Genomic DNA, 17,041 nt, shown 5'->3' with positions numbered 1-17,041 from the left:
GTTTTTTTGAAATACGAATGCTCATTTATCTTACTGAATAATAACAACTTGCGAGGTAGTTTGAAAGACACCTCGCTTCTTGACGTTTTCTCGGAAAATTACTCATTACAAATCAATCAAGAAAATTTCCAGATTGTCAACGTAACGAGAATGCTATTAGCAGATGAGTTTATTTTTCAAATTGAAGTCGATCGAGAATTACCGGTAGAGATTAAAGATAACTCAGTAGTTAAATTAGTTGATAGGAACATGACAATAGTAGAATTAAGGACGCATAATTGGTTCACTGAACAACAGATTCTACAAGAAAATAGATTACCCATATTTGACTGTTTGATTGAAAATCAGCAATTGAAATTTTCATTTTTCGAGTTGAATCAAAATAAGTTTACGATAGATGTCCGCTCAGAGGCTGGAAAACTGTATGAAAAGCTTCCTTATTCTAGAAGTCAAACGGCGGGAATAACGACCGTAGTTATAAATAATCTTGACTTAATTGGTCAAGTAAATGAACTTGGTAGGTACCATTTTTATCTTGAAACTGAAGGCAAAAAATACGAATTTTTACTAGCTAAAATTCATACACAAAAAAATAAATATCTTGATTTTTTATATAGAGATGCTACTCGTGAAGCAATGATCTATGCCTCTCAAAAAACATCGTTATCATTTACAATACAACCACCAGTCAAAATGAATGAACTCCGTTACCATAAGAAGGCTAAGTTGTTAGCTTTGAAGAAAAAGCAATCATTGATTTTAGAAGTTAAGATTCCAATAGAATATCGTGAGGGATTTGCCTATTTGTTAAAAATCCAACACAGAGGAACTTTAACAGCTGCCTATCAAGCACAACCAATAAAGAAAACTGGAAAAAAACTTGTCTTTTCAATTGATCTTGCTGCATATGACTGGGAGTATTATTACTGGGATTTATATTTAGAATGCAAAGGTGAGCAAGAAACCTATGATTGTAGAATAATCAATAAGTCATTCTTTTTATATTTAAAATTACAGTACTTTTCGGGAAGGTATCAGTCAAAAATAGATGATAACATAGTGTATCCATATCAAACAATGAAGTATGCAATCAGTCTTAATTTTCGTCCTTTTAGCGAATATGAGACGAAAAAATACAAACAAAATGAATGGATTGCTTATATCTTGGCTCATACGATAGGACTCTTTTTTTTAGGGAACGATATTTGGCTGATTCATGAAAAATACTCAAATACAGCACAAGATAATTCGTATTATTTTTTCAACTATTTACAAGAAAAAACTAGTCAACGTGCCTATTTTGTAATAAAAAAAGAGTCACCAGAGTATAACAAGTTAAATCACTATCATCGACGTCGAGTTGATTTTATGAGCGTGAAACATTTATTTTTGCTACTTATAGCTAAAAGAGTTGTTGCTTCGGAATCTAAGGGACATGGATATGCTTGGCGTGTACAAACAGGACCAATCAAACCCATTCTAGATAAAAAAAGATATGTCTTTCTTCAACATGGTGTTTTAGGTCTTAAGAAACTTGATAATACATTTAATGCAACACGTTCGAATAATCAGGCAGAGCTTTTTATTACTTCCGCAGAGTGGGAGAAAAAAATAGTTCAAAAATATTTAGAATATGCTCCTCAAAATATTGTGGTAACAGGGTTAGCTAGATGGGATGAGTTACAAAAAAATAAAGGTAATTTGATAAAGAAAAAACAATTTTTAATTATGCCAACTTGGAGAACTTGGTTAGAGGATCTAACCCAAGAAGAATTCATTAAATCAGATTTTTTTCAACAATATTCTCAATTGCTATCAAATCGCGAACTACTAAAATTCTTAGAAATTGAAGAATACACCATTATTTTTTATATTCATCCTAAATTAGCAGAATATATTCAATTGTTTGATGTTTCTGCACATAAAAACCTACGTATTATTCCAATGGGGGACGTTCCGCTAAACAAACTTCTTTCTGAGAGTGAATGCTTAATAACGGATTATTCCAGCATTTATTGGGAGGCCTTGTATCAAGGAATACCAACAATATTTTTCCAATTTGACATAGAAAAATACCAACAAATGCAAGGAAGTTATCTTGATCTTAATGAAGAGTTACAAGAAATTCGCTGTTTTGATGCAAAATCTTTGATTTTACAAATGAAACAAAAAAGTTATCTTTTAAGCGATGTGAGCGCACATGCAAAAACAATCTTTCCCTATATAGATAATCAAAATTCAGCTAGGATTTTTGAAGAAATTAAACGATACAAACCTAGTTTAATAAATAGAATAAAACAAAGAATTAAAAGAAATCGACTAGTTGAAATGGTTAGAATACGCGTCAACGATATCGTCGGATAAAAGGAATTTTTAACATTCCTATATTGCTTATGAGGTGAACAAATTGAAAACAACGTTAGTAGCTAAGAAGCTAATTTATGATAATCAATCAATTTATATTGAATTATCTGGTGAAGAGATAATTGAAAAATTTTACTTGACAGAATGTATATCTGGAAAAACGCATCAAATGCTTGCAAGTAAAGAAGGAATGGGGTATCGCGTTTCTATTCAGGGATTAAATATTTTTAATCGTCCCTTACAAATAGTCACTATTTTTGGAACAATCAAGGTTACTGAGTTAACAGATAGATCAGATAGCTCGCTACCTATCCATTTATTAGAAGAAAAATATTTCTTTATTTCTGAATCGAAGATATTTAACTACATGATTTCTCCAAAGCAAATCGTAAAAAATGATGGACAAATCATAGCTCAATTGACAAATACTCATTTGACAATTGAAGAAATCGCAGACTATCGACAAGTCGATTTCTTTGTTAAAAATGAAGCTGGTTACTATTTGAGAATTAATGGCTACCAAAAAGATAATAAACTTTCTGTTAATCTAACCGAAGTGATTCAGGAGCTAGCAGTTATCCAAAGCTTCAGTAGTTCTTCTTTGTATCTTGTTGAATATGTATTAGATCAATACGTTGCTACGAAAATTGTCACTTCAGAAGTAGAAAATGGAAATGCTCAATTTTATCCTTTATCAGAATCATTCTTCCTACTAGAAAATGTACAACAAACAATGCTTATCCGAAATAAAGCAGTTGTAACCTCTGTACAGGATATCCAGAATTTACAAAATGTATATATTCAAACGCAACAAGCAGATTATTTTAAGTTGACAAAAGAATGTCTTACTTTGTTACCAAGTCAACAAATCCAACTATTTAAAAAAGAAAATCAAGAATTTGTCCCTTATAAGTTTTCCAAAAAAGAATTACATGTTTTAAAAAAATATCCTGAAATCATTGGAAACCAAGTGAAATTTTTTATTAAAGGAAATTCTATTTGGATTGAACCACTCATAAACGCACAACCAGTTTTAAAAAATAATTTTAGTAGCTTAGAAATCAGAATAAATAATCTAGAAGAAATTGCTTTGGAAGGAAAAACCAAAGAACTTTATATTCCTTGGCAAAAATCGGGGGAACGATTCACATTAGATCTATTGGAGACACCTCTTTCACCAAATCAAGAATATAAAATTATAGGAATCAATGGTGTTACAAAGCAAAAAATTTATTTAGACTTAAAAGTTCAACCTCAGAATGTATTAAGCTATTCACTCATTCAACATCACAAGCAAACCACGTTGATAACTTATGATTATGAAACTTTTATAGCTAAGAATTATCCAGTCAAAGTTACGAAATCTGTAGGAATCAAGAATATCTGGTCTGAAGGGGAAAAACTATTTTTAGTACCAGAAAAGAAATTCTCTTTGAAACAAAACTTAATAATGAAACGCCGTGGAAAAAATGACTTGATTTTAATTCATTTGTCCCTGATGGAAGATGGTAGCTATTCTGCTGATCTTTCAGATATAAAGAGCGAACTGGAACAAGATACAAAACTTTATGGTGATTTTTATCTTCAAGAAATCACGTCTGAAGCAATTAAGCGTTCACCATTAAAAATCAAAGATAGTATAGTTGAGAAACTTCCTGGGAAATTACTGATGGAGTGGGCCGCTCATGAGGACCAACCTGAAAAATATAATGTTGGTTTGTATGTCAATAAGGATAAAGGAATCAGCTTATTGCAAGATGCATATCCTGCATATTTAAAATTCATGAAAAAAATGATTACGAAAGACTTAGATGTAACAAAATTAACGATGGAGAATCAGTTCCTAAACTTAACTATTCCTGAACTAGATGGCATCGAATCTTCGATACAGTTAAAAGTTATCAAACGCGCAACGAAGGAAACATTTATTTTAGAAAGTAAGGCTCGAACAGAAAACGATGCAGCTATCCGTTTTGATTTAACATCACTTATTGAAAACTCAGTAGGAGAGTTTCCACGTCTTGATTTTCGCCTTTCGTTTGAAACGCCTTACTCAAAATATGAGGAATGCAAGTTACGCATGAAAAAGAGTAAAAAGCGTAAGGAAGGATTGAGTTTAACTCAACTAACTGAAGAGCAATCATTCTTAGTTTATACAACAAAAAGTAACATTATTTGTGGCGTATTTTCTACCTATACTGCTGGTGCAAGAGAATACTTTCAAGTGCAAACAAAATTAAAAGGTATGAAAAAAACTGGACACGGCTATGTATTCAAAATAGTAATAGATAGTCAAGAACATTTTGAAGTGGAAAATGCTTATTTGCAATTACGAAGTAAAGAATATAACATGCAAATCAATTGTAAATTGATCAATCAAACAAAAAATGAATTTGAATTTTCTTTTGAAATGGATTGGGATAAATTTTTCCCGTTGTATTGGGATCTATTCGTTGGAATGAAATTTAATGAAGTGATTTATCCAATTAAAGTAAAAGGGGCACAAAAGGAAATATTGAATCAAGTTGAAGCAGATTATTTGGATAATAGTGTGTTGAACGATGATAAATCTAAAATTATATATCCGTATGTTACGTTCTCCAACGATATTGCATTTATGATTAGAGAAAAAGAGAATTATGAAAATAAATGGACAAGTTTTAAGGATAAAGCAGGCTATTTAACTTATCGTTTGTTCAAAAAACATTTGGACAAGCAACGTATTTGGCTAGGATTTGAAAAATTTTCTCAAACGGCGCAAGATAATGGCTATGCAATGTTTGATTATGTACAGAAAAATAATCTCAAAAAACAGTATTACTATGTGTTATCAAAGGATTCGAAAGACTATTTAAATGCCAAAAAGGAACATAAAAATATTCTTACTCATATGTCTTATCGCTACTTTGTTATGTTATATGCTTCTAAGTTATTGATTGCATCTGAAACGCCACGACATGTGCATAATATTCGAGTGAGATCTGGTCGTGCTGCAAAAGCAATTCAAGAAAAGAAAAGTGTATTCTTACAGCATGGAGTTACCGCATTAAAACGTTCAGACGTATTTAAGAAAAGCAAAGGACGAGGCAACTTTGATATGGTAGTTGCGACATCCGACTTTGAGAAAGACATTTTACATGAAAATTGGTTATACGATGAAGATGAAATTGCAGTTACCGGTTTTTCACGTTGGGATTTACTAGAAGATCATTCGAATCTGCAAGAACGCAAAAAAATATTTGTTATGCCAACTTGGCGATCATGGATGGAAGATATGCCGAAAGAAGAATTTATCAAGACGGATTATTATAATAACTATATGGGATTTTTATCTTCAAGCAAGTTAGAAACAATTCTAAAAGAGAATAATTTAGAAATTATCTTTTTCTTACATCCAAAATTCAAAAATTACATTTCTGAATTTAGTGCTCCAAGTGAACGAGTACAACTATACGCTTTTGGTGATATTAAAGTAAACGAAATGATTATGGCATCTTCATTAATGATTAGTGATTATTCATCTGTTACTTGGGATATGTTCTATATGGAGAAACCTGTTATATTTTTCCAATTTGATTATGAAAAATATAATGAATATGAAGGAAGCTATATTGACATGGAAACGGAATTATTTGGTAGACGTGCCATAACAGTTGACCAGGTGATTAACACAATTGAACAAACGATTTCTCAAGATTTTGTTTTGGAGGAACCTTATCAAGAATTATATGGAAAATATTTTAATTATCATGACCGTGAAAATAGTCAAAGAATTTATGAAACAATAGTCAAAGAAAGAGTGGATCAATAATGAACAGTGTACGGATTTTTGAGGGTAGATTCTATATTACAAGAAAAGAGCCTTGTGAACTAATTTCAGTCTCTGGGGAAAGATTTCCTTTTAGAAACGAAAATACGGATACGTATAGTCTAAATATTGAACATTTTATAACTGATGAATTTAAAATTATCGATAATTTGGGAAATGAAATTTTTCTTGTAGAGGATAAAAGCCAACTGTTTTTAACTGATGAACAAGCCCATAGTTATAGAATTGTTTCGAAGTCGGTAGCGGGATTTTGTATCCAGACTGTCCCGTATCGAAGTACAAATTTCACTGGAGTAATGGCCGAGCCTCTTATAATTGGGAGGAAGGATAATGAACTAGCGACTATTAATCTAAATAAAACTGATAGAAACCCTCAAATATTCTTCTGCTTGGGTGAAGATATCTGTGCAATTGATTTTTTAGTGGATCATAATTATGAGGTGTCTATTGCACAACATTATGTTACTCACGTCAGCGGTCGATTAATTGTATTTGATGGTGTTAAATTTTTAGCAAATAGTAAAATGAAACATACGGAGTACCACAATTTAGAGATGAAAGTAACTAATATAGAAGTGACAAATGAATCAGTTGTTCTGACTGCACCAGCTGTTCACTCAATGGTGGAAGCTTCTCTCTTGATAGGGGAACGTTGGTTATTTGGTAAAGTGAAGGATGGACAAATTACCTTTAAGCGAAACTTTTTTCCTGAATTATGTGGGAAAGTAAAATTATATCTTGGAAATCAGCAAATATTTACTTCAATCAAAAAAGTCTTCTTAGCGGGAGATAATGTTGGAGAAGATTTACTTATAGAAAATAATGAACTTTATTTATTAAAGAAAACGAAAACCCCAGCTTCTTTTACAAATCAAGAATTAAAAAAACATGTTAAAATTAAGTTTTCTAATTTGGAACTAACGGACTATCAGCTGAGCTTTCAGTTAGAAAGACATCTTGAAAATGCGCAATTAATCATCAATAAAAGAGGGCAAGGGTTGAATTATATTCTTCCTTTGAACAACAAGGATGATTATTACTACTGTAGTTTACGCAGTTTCATGGAGGACGAAGCAGCTGAATTAAAAAAAGCTCGCTTTGATTTTTATCTATATGTTTTTAGCGAAGGACAATATCAATTGATGCGTTTGGCCAATAAAGATAAATTACCCAAAGATAAAAAGAATCGGTTTTTTGGGGTAGTCACTTATGGTCAGCATAAGACAGCTTATTCTCAACATTTTGAATTATATTTGACTAACAGCAATACTTTATCGCTTGTAAAAAACAACTTATCTAACTTAGCTAAAGAGCGTTATGAAATAAAAACGCAAGTAGCTGATTTTGTTTATAAAAAACCAAAAGTAAGGTTAACTTGCAAACTAGAAACAAAAAATAAAGAGGAGATATCTGTTCAAAGTGTTTTACTAGTGAAGCGCAATAAAGATACGCTAGAACGGATAAAAATAACTGACTTTACTATTGATCAAAAGAAAAATCACCTTTTAATTAAAACGACAATTGATTTATCAATATATGATTTTGAGCCATTATATTGGGATTTGTATGTTGAGACAAATATAAATGAACAACGTTACTTTGTACGCATAAATAAAGCGAGCAAAGCTGCTAAACGAAATATTAGAAGTAACACACTTAAGTATCAGTATCATACACAAGATGATTTTTTAATGTACCCATACATTACAATTAGTGAGGATATCTCTTTTACTTATCGAAAAAGAGAAAGTTATGAAACCAAGTGGAATAATTTTAAAGAAAAATCTGCTTATTATTTAGCTCGATTGATGAAGCCGTACTTTGCTAAAAAAGATATTTGGATAGGGTTTGAAAAACTAGCTTCCTCAGCTCATGATAGTGGGTATCACTTTTTTAATTATTGTTACGAAAACAAAAAACATGATCAGTTTTATTATGTGATTGATAAATATGCAACCGAAGCAAAATTCTTAGCTGATAAGAAAGATCGTACCCTGAACTTTATGTCGTTTAAATATTTCTTGTATCTATTTTCTTCGACGTTGCTAATTTCTTCTGATACTAAGCGGAATGTTTATAATTTAAAGCAAAAAGAAACTTATATGGGGCGTGTTTTAACAGAAAAACCGTTAGCTTATTTACAACATGGTGTGAACGGTTTGAAGAAAGTTCCCGATTTTTATAAAAATAGAAATGTTTTTGACTTAGTAATTGTACCTTCAGAATATGAAAAACGTTTAGTAATCAATGAGTGGGGGTATGAAGAAGAGGAAGTAGCTGTGACTGGATTGGCCCGTTGGGATGTTATGCGAGACAGAACAACCGAAATTCCCTATCGTCAAATTTTTGTAATGCCAACTTGGCGGACGTGGATGGACGGTCTACCTAAAGAAAAATTTATTCAAACGGATTATTTTAAAGAATACAGTCAATTTTTAGCTTCTAAAGAATTAAAAGAGTTGCTTGTAGCTAACAATGTAAGAATCGCTTTTTTCTTACATCCAAAGTTCAAAGAATATATTGATTTATTTGAAATTGACCCAGAAATAATCGATAAATATGAATTTTTAGAAGTCCCAATGGACGAGTTGATTATGAAGAGTTCAATGATGATTTCAGATTATTCAAGTGTGATTTGGGAAATGTATTACTTAAAGAAACCATGTGTCTTTTTCCAATTTGACATAGAAAAATATTTACAATATGAAGGACTTTACATGGATCCTAAGACTGATTTATTTGGTGACGTAGCATATACTTCAGATAAGTTAATCGCGCTTATTCAAGAAACAATAAAAAATGGGTTCGTAGAAAAAGATATTTATGCAAATATGCGTAAGGAGTATTTCTCATTGATGGATCATGATAATTCGAAGCGGATTTATGAGGCAATCGTAAATTCTAACGTTAAATCGAAAAAAAATGGTGGTATCAGACCTATTACTAAGAAGACCTTGTTAAAAATAATCAAAAGGAAGTGACTTATTAATGAGTGCCAATCTAAAACAAAGAGAAATCTTTTTTCTTAATGATTCTGTTAGTGTGGATTCAGGCGGGCGTGTGCAGTCTATGTTTTTGAGAAGTAAAACATGGGAGAAAGATGTTCTTGCTACACATATTTGTACATTTAATTTTCGCCCGCAATATAGAAATATTTTTAATGATATACACAAGATAAAAAAATTACCAGATAATGTTTTTTTCATGAATATTTACGAATTTTTTTCGGAAGATAAAACTCTTTTCTATAGTGACAGTGTGGTAACTTTTGATGAATACGAAAGAAAAATGAATTTTGTTCAGAGTACGAAAAATGAGCAAGTATTTGAGTACAAGGAGAACAATAAATTATTACAAAGAATCAAGTTGAATACAAATCAATCAATTTCTATGATTGACTATTTTGAAGATAAAAAAAGAATAAAGAGAGAGATTTTTAGAAGTGATGGTATCTTGTTAAGGACAAATTATTTCAACAGCGAAGGATTCTTGGCTCAAAGTGATTTTTTTGCTAGTGACGGAAGAAAATATTTGGCAAGTAAGTATAATGAAGAAGCACAAATGACATATATTTTACATTTTCAAAAGAATGGTAATGTAAATCAATTTGACAATGAAAAGCAATTGAAAGACTATTGGATATTTCAACTGAATGAAATGTCCAATAGACCATATTTTTTTGTAGAAGATCATCGTTTGGATTCTTGTGTCATAGAAAATAGTTTTACAAATAAAATAATGTCAGTAGCAACTATTCACGTAAATATTTACGGCAAGGACGGCTCGTATGGTAGTCCATTAAGAGCATATACAAAAGGAACACTAGAAAATTTGGATAAATTTGGTGCAGTGATTCTTCTTACTGATGAAATGAAAAAACATATTACAAGCCAATTTGGGGAAAGAGATAATTTATTTGTTATTGGACATCCATTTCTTGTAAATAAAACAAGACCGACAGTATCTAAGAATTTGAATCGTGGTGTAATTATTTCAAAATTTAATAAGGGAAAGAGAATTCATTTAGCTATTGAAGCATTTGCCAATGCAGTAAAGGAAGTTCCAGATGCACAACTAGATATTTTTGGGCAAGGGGATGAAAAACAAAGTTATGAACTATTGATAAAAAAATTAGGTGTCGAAAAAAACATACATGTTCATGGCTATACGCAGGATGCAATTGGAGAGTTTCAACGTAGTGGTTTCAGTCTAATGACTTCAAAGGCGGAAGGTTTTGGTATTTCAATTTTAGAAAGTCTTAGTGTGAATACTCCAGTTGTTGCTTTTGATTATAATTATGGACCAAAAGATTTAATCGAAGATGGTCTAAATGGGCGTATTGTTCCTAATGGCGATATTTCTGCATTAAGTAGAACAATCGTTGAATTAGTAAAAAAAACAGACTCTTTAAATAAATTATCTAAAAATACTGGTAAAGTCGTTGAACAATATTCTAAGGATAAGATTCGTGAAAAACTATTATGTTTATTTGACTATCTAGATGATTATCAAGATGAACTTCCAGTGGTAGTGCAGTCACTAAGTCAATCAGTTCACTCTATCATAAAAAGTGATACTGAATTTAAATTAAATCTTGAGATACAAATCAAATTAACAAACACAAAAAATAATCCAGCTTGCTATATTCATGTAATTACTCCAGAAAAAATGGAACCTTTGCTTTATAAAGGAGTGCATGTGGATGGGAAATATCTATTTGAAATTACGCTGCCATTAGAAATGCTACCTATTATTTTGAAATCCCCGTTAGATCCTTTTTTGTTAGGTATACAAAACAAGAAGCACTATCAAATGTTTGATTTACCAATAATAAAAGAAAAGATTCAATCATTTCTAATGTAAAATAAAGATTTGTTAAATATAAAAAATAGTTAATTAAAAAAATAATCTTTGAAAAAAGATTGGAATGGGCAATAAATATGATTGAAAAAACAGTAAAGGTAAGAGCTAAGTATTTAACTAAAGAATATGAACTATTAAAAAAGAAATCTGATAAGCTAAAATCGTTATTTAAATCTACAGCTACAGGTATTCCAAAATTTTGGGCACTTCGAGGTGTTTCATTTGAAGTAATGTCTGGAGAAACTATTGGAATAATTGGAATTAATGGTTCTGGAAAATCTACCCTTTCAAAAATTCTAGGTGGAATTATTCCACCAACTTCTGGCGAGCTAGAAATTAATGGAGAGACCTCGATTGTTGCAATTGGTGCAGGTTTAAAAGCTGCGTTAACGGGCAGAGAAAATATTAAATTAAAATGTTCAATGTCAGGAATGAGTAATAAAGAAATTGATGACAAAATTGACGATATCATCAATTTTGCTGATCTAGGAGAATTTATTGATCAGCCAGTCAAAAATTATTCTAGTGGGATGAAATCAAGATTAGGATTTTCTGTGGCAATCCATCAAAATCCAGATATCTTGATTATCGATGAAGCATTGTCCGTTGGGGATGATACATTTGCACAAAAATGTATTGATAAGATTAATGTATTTAAAAAAGAAGGAAAAACTATCTTTTTTGTTAGTCATTCATTAGGTCAGGTAAAAAAAATGTGTGATAAAACTTTATGGTTACATTACGGTGAAGTAGCTGGATTTGGGCCTACTAAAGAAGTAATTAATGAATATAAAAAGTTTACCAAGTGGTTTAAAGATTTACCTAAAGAAAAACAAAACAATTATCAAAAGTCACAAAAAGAAGCACAAAAAGATTTTTCGTTAGAAAGTATGTATCAAAGTACAATGGAAAAATTACAAAGTGATCATCTGATGACAAGGGTAGAATTAAAACAGTTACAGAAACAAATGGAAAGAAATCAAATTGGCACGCAAATGAAACTATCAACTAAGATTTTGATTATTTGCTTATTCTTTATAATGATTACTTTATCAACTATTAGTTTTAGTGGCCGTTCGTTAACCTATTTCTTTAATAATCCAGTGGAATTTGCAAGAACACACTGGTTAAATAATGAAAGAAAATCTAAGGGAAACATCTCCAACAAATCTTCAAAAGAAAGTAGTAAAACATCTAACTCTACAACTAAAAGTGAAGAATCAGATGCTAGTACTTCAAGTGAATCGATAGAGATGGTTACGCACACGATTGTTCCTGGAGAAACCCTCCTAGGGATTGCACAACAATACAACGTTTCGTTAGAAGAATTAATGAGAGTTAACAATCTGGATAATGAAGTCATCAATGCAGGAGTAGAAATCACTATCCCTGCTTCACAAATCCAACAAGATAGCTCAACTGGAGGTGTGAGTAATGAATGAAGTAGCGATTATTATTAAAGAGCAACTATCAAACCTAGGAATTATTTTTAGAATGTCGAAGTATGAAGAAAAAGCGACATATCAAAATAATTACTTAGGATTACTATGGCAAATATTGAATCCATTAATTCAAGTAGGAATCTATTATATGGTTTTTGGACTAGGTGTTCATGGTGGAAGAACGATTAATGGAGTCCCATATATTATCTGGATGATTATAGGAATTTCTGCTTGGTTTTTTATATCACCATCAATTATGCAAGCGTCAAATAGTATCTATAAACAAGTTGGTTTAGTTTCTAAAATGAAGTTTCCTGTTAGTGTTTTACCATCGATTTCTATAGCGGGACAGCTGACGAATTATTTTTGGTATATGATGATTGTTATCACTGCATTGTTATTAAATGGAGTCTATCCAACGCTGTATTGGTTACAATATATTTATTACTTTTTTTCTATGCTTGTTTTTCTTTATGCATTCGGCATCTTTAATGCAACGATTACAACGCTAGTGCGCGACTATCATGTAATGCTTCAATCAATTTTCAGACTGTTATTTTATATATCTGGAGCAATTTGGAATTTTCAAACAAGAAATCTACCTGAAGGACTAGTAAAGATTTTAGAAATTAATCCGTTATATTATTTAATTGACGGATTTAGAGACTCATTTTTATCTAGAGAATGGTTTTGGAATAAAGGAACGTATGGTCTGATTTTTTGGAGTACAACTCTTTTATTACTGTTGATTGGTTCACACATTCATTTAAAATTCCGAGCAAAATTTGTTGATTATATTTAGGGGGAAGACTAAATGGAGACCTTGTTTGTCATTGATAATAAGCTAAACAGTACTTTTTATTATTATTCATCTGAACATGATAAAAATTTACTCGTTCATGTACTTCCAGAAACGATAACAGAAACCAAGATACATTTAGGTGAGCAGTTCTCCTTGCTCAATAGATCAGATTTTATAGTCTGGTTTTCTACAGAGTTTGATTTACCAGTTAAGACTTATGTGGTGATAACTAAGGAAGAACTTTTAAAAATAGTTATGGAAGAATTAGCTCAAAATGAACTTGTTACTATATCAAATCCCTCTGAATTTGTTCAAGAGAATGTTCGCTTTAAATGTGGCAAGCAAAAAGTAACATTTAAAGAGCTGGATGTCTTTCTTACGTATGATCCAAATGTTTCTGAAGGCAGTTCTATTTTTGTAAGGCAAGAACATATTGTACGCTTATATAAACAAAAAGTTCAGAAAATAAAAAATCCAGTTATACTAGTTAAAAAGTTTAATCAGTTAAAGTCCGCTGTCGATACTAATTTGACTTTTACTGGGATGACGGTAGAAATAAAAGATTTACTAAAAAGGAATAGTCAAAAACTAATCAAGTATGATTTACCTCCAGACAATCTAGCTAAAGCAAAAGAAAAAGTCTTACAATTTATGTCTAAATAGAAAAATACTATAAAAGGGAGCTTAGTTATGGCTAAAAGAACCAAAGAAAAAAAATCTAAAGGCTGGCTCATTGTTGGCATTGTGTTATTATTGATGTTGTTAGTCGGCGGCGGTAGTTTATGGTATTACCAAAATATTTACTCCAAAATATCTCCAGTTTCTGATTTCTCAGCTGTAAATGGGAAATTTTATCTTTCTAAAGGTAAATATCGTGGCGAAGAATTAACATCATTTGATCATGTGAAATGGGAAGATACAGAAAAAAAATTAAGCTTTTCGCCGATTGATAAATCCCATATTTTTATTGGTGTCTATGAGAATAACAAATTAGTTACAGGGAGTACCTTGTCCACAATCAAACAGAAAGATAACTATCTAGGTTTGAAACAAGAAAGTTTTATCGTTTCTGATAGTTATTATAAATCTAAGTTGAAAAAAGAAAATCAAGAATCTTTTGAACAGCTAGACAATAAAACTATTCCAGATTTAACAGCTAGTGAAGACAAGTATTATATTTCAAAAACAGTTCATATTAATCCAGAAATTAAGAGTTATAAATTCTATCTAAAAGGTAAACAATTGATTCGTGAAAATGCACCAGATAATGATTCTTACTATTATGTTAACTACGAGCAACAATAAGGTAAAATGTTAATATTTACGATTAAATAATTTTTAGATTCACAATTGAAAGGAAGAAATTTAATGAAAAAAATCGCAGTTTTAGGTCCAGGTTCTTGGGGGACTGCCTTAGCGCAGACCTTAGCAGAAAATGGTCATGATGTTCGAATTTGGGGAAACGTTCCTGAACAAATTGATGAAATCAATAACTATCATACCAACAAACATTTTTTACCAGACTTGCAAATTCCTGAATCAATTGTCGGATATAAAGAATTAGCGGAAGCTGTTGATGGCGCCGATGCTGTGTTATTCGTTGTCCCAACAAAAGCGATTCGTTCAGTTGCACAAGAATTGTTAGAAAAAATGAATACGAAACCAATCATCATTCATGCAAGTAAAGGTCTGGAACAAGGGACACACAAACGTATTTCAGAAGTTATTGCAGAAGAGCTTCCAGAAGAAAAACGCCAAGCAATCGTTGTTCTTTCTGGTCCAAGTCATGCAGAAGAAGTTGCTGTTCATGATATCACGACGATTACGGCTGCAAGTATTGATCAAAAAGCAGCAGAATTTGTTCAAGATTTATTTATGAATGATTATTTCCGAATCTATACAAATAATGACGTAATTGGTGTAGAAACAGGTGCTGCATTAAAAAACATTATTGCGATTGGTGCTGGCGCCATCCACGGTCTAGGATTTGGGGATGACGCAAAAGCGGCTATCATGACTCGCGGCTTAGCTGAGATTAGTCGTCTGGGTGTAGCTATGGGTGCTAACCCACTGACATTTATTGGATTGAGCGGTGTGGGCGATTTGATTGTTACTTGTACAAGTGTTCATTCCCGTAACTGGCGTGCTGGAAACTTATTAGGACAAGGACATAAATTATCTGAAGTTCTAGAAAATATGGGGATGGTTGTTGAAGGTGTTTCAACAACGAAAGCCGCTGTTGAACTAGCTAAGCAATTAAACGTGGAAATGCCAATCACTGAAACCATCTATAGTGTGTTATATGAAGATAAAGATATCAGGCAAGCTGCAAAAGACATCATGTTGCGCGATGGTAAAACAGAAAATGAATTTATGTAAATAATTAAAAGAGAGCGAGCAAAAGGGAAACATCATCTTGCTCTCTTTTTTACTGAGTATAAAACCGAAAGAAAGTAGGTTTCCTATTTTACCTCTGCTATAATATTTGAATGAGAACTTTATTTTAAATGGATGATTGTGAGAAAGGAACGAACAAATCATGACAAAAGTTAGAAAAGCTGTGATTCCAGCAGCAGGATTAGGCACACGTTTTTTACCTGCCACAAAAGCGATGGCAAAGGAAATGTTGCCAATCGTTGATAAGCCAACGATTCAGTTTATTGTTGAGGAGGCTTTGGCTTCAGGGATCGAAGATATTTTAATTGTTACCGGAAAAGCAAAGCGACCAATTGAAGACCACTTTGATTCAAATGTTGAATTGGAAACAAACTTACGTGAAAAAGAAAAAAATGAATTATTGAAATTAGTCGAAGAAACGACAGACGTTAATTTACACTTCATCCGTCAATCTCATCCAAAAGGTTTAGGTCATGCTGTATTACAGGCGAAAGCTTTTGTAGGAGATGAACCTTTTATTGTGATGCTGGGGGACGATTTAATGGTGGATGATGTACCTTTGACAAAACAATTGATGAATGATTACGAACAAACAACATCTTCAACAATCGCTGTTATGAGTGTTCCGCATGAAGATACATCGAAATATGGCATTATCAATCCTGGTGAAATTGTTTCAGATGATGTTTACAGTGTGAAAGATTTTGTGGAGAAACCAGATCCAGCAGACGCACCAAGTAATTTGGCTATTATTGGACGTTATCTGTTAAATCCAGAAATCTTTACTATCTTGGAAACACAAAAACCTGGTGCGGGTAACGAGATTCAGTTGACGGATGCGATTGATGAACTGAACAAAAGTCAACGTGTATTTGCACATGAATTTAAAGGTACACGCTATGATGTCGGAGATAAGTTTGGCTACATGAAAACGAGTATCGAATATGGATTGCAGCACCCAGAAATTGGTGAAACGCTAAAAGAATATCTGATTGAATTAGGAAAAGAATTAAAGTAATTGATTGAGTAATTGATTTAAAGTAGAGGCCAGGTTGTTTGGTCTCTATTTTTATGTGTTTGGATGATTTGTTTTAGAACTTTGAGTGATAGCAGAGTGGGGGATGATTTTGTTGCGAAGTGTTCCCTAAGCAACTACTCGCAATAACTCTCAACTGTCCAAAAATATGAATGGCTATTTTTGGTAGTTGCGCATTATTTTTTTGGAGCTGACCGCTTGGAGCCGCAACCTTATCCACGGTGTTCCCAAAACAACTCCTCCATATAGCTTGCATTCATTTCAAAATATGGAAAACTATTTTGAGTGTTTGCTCGCTATCTTGTCGG

10 protein-coding genes are annotated in these 17,041 nt (G+C 31.9%); all 10 read left to right on the top strand.

The features are described from left to right. Nucleotides 1-6 precede the first annotated feature (6 nt). The 10 genes from IGJ76_RS10270 (at nt 7) to galU (ending at nt 16,715) form a co-directional block, all read left to right on the top strand. Complete coding sequence (locus IGJ76_RS10270) at nt 7-2,364, top strand: CDP-glycerol glycerophosphotransferase family protein (RefSeq protein WP_067482533.1); 2,358 nt, start codon at nt 7-9, stop codon at nt 2,362-2,364. 43 nt (nt 2,365-2,407) lie between these two features. Continuing rightward, nucleotides 2,408-6,175, top strand: a complete 3,768-nt coding sequence (locus IGJ76_RS10265) for a CDP-glycerol glycerophosphotransferase family protein (RefSeq protein WP_368027402.1) — start codon at nt 2,408-2,410, stop codon at nt 6,173-6,175. Next, nucleotides 6,175-9,174: a CDP-glycerol glycerophosphotransferase family protein gene (locus IGJ76_RS10260; RefSeq protein ID WP_368027403.1), complete on the top strand. Its 3,000-nt coding sequence runs from the start codon at nt 6,175-6,177 to the stop codon at nt 9,172-9,174. The genes IGJ76_RS10265 and IGJ76_RS10260 overlap by 1 nt, the downstream gene beginning before the upstream one ends. A 7-nt stretch (nt 9,175-9,181) precedes the next feature. Next, nucleotides 9,182-11,056: a glycosyltransferase gene (locus IGJ76_RS10255; protein WP_430596600.1), complete on the top strand. Its 1,875-nt coding sequence runs from the start codon at nt 9,182-9,184 to the stop codon at nt 11,054-11,056. 77 nt (nt 11,057-11,133) lie between these two features. Next, nucleotides 11,134-12,498 carry an ATP-binding cassette domain-containing protein gene (locus tag IGJ76_RS10250; protein ID WP_368027404.1) on the top strand — a complete coding sequence of 455 codons (1,365 nt, stop codon included), beginning with the start codon at nt 11,134-11,136 and terminating at the stop codon, nt 12,496-12,498. Continuing rightward, nucleotides 12,491-13,300: an ABC transporter permease gene (locus IGJ76_RS10245; RefSeq protein WP_067482525.1), complete on the top strand. Its 810-nt coding sequence runs from the start codon at nt 12,491-12,493 to the stop codon at nt 13,298-13,300. Before IGJ76_RS10250 ends, IGJ76_RS10245 begins: the two co-directional genes overlap by 8 nt. 12 nt (nt 13,301-13,312) lie before the next feature. Next, nucleotides 13,313-13,963, top strand: coding sequence for a hypothetical protein (locus IGJ76_RS10240; RefSeq protein WP_067482523.1), 651 nt, complete (start codon nt 13,313-13,315; stop codon nt 13,961-13,963). Nucleotides 13,964-13,990: 27 nt separating this feature from the next. Continuing rightward, entirely contained in the window at nt 13,991-14,605 is a 615-nt protein-coding gene (locus IGJ76_RS10235; RefSeq protein ID WP_067482521.1) for a hypothetical protein, read from the top strand. 63 nt (nt 14,606-14,668) lie between these two features. Further along, nucleotides 14,669-15,679 carry an NAD(P)H-dependent glycerol-3-phosphate dehydrogenase gene (locus tag IGJ76_RS10230; RefSeq protein ID WP_067482519.1) on the top strand — a complete coding sequence of 337 codons (1,011 nt, stop codon included), beginning with the start codon at nt 14,669-14,671 and terminating at the stop codon, nt 15,677-15,679. Nucleotides 15,680-15,839: 160 nt separating this feature from the next. After that, complete coding sequence (gene galU / locus IGJ76_RS10225; RefSeq protein WP_067482517.1) at nt 15,840-16,715, top strand: UTP--glucose-1-phosphate uridylyltransferase GalU; 876 nt, start codon at nt 15,840-15,842, stop codon at nt 16,713-16,715. Nucleotides 16,716-17,041: the final 326 nt, after the last annotated feature.

It is taken from the genome of Enterococcus sp. DIV0175, assembly GCF_050529075.1.
In the GTDB taxonomy this organism is placed as follows: domain Bacteria; phylum Bacillota; class Bacilli; order Lactobacillales; family Enterococcaceae; genus Enterococcus_B; species Enterococcus_B thailandicus.
The sequence above is the reverse complement of the archived record's forward strand: the minus strand, read 5'-3'. Positions and strand labels throughout refer to the sequence as shown.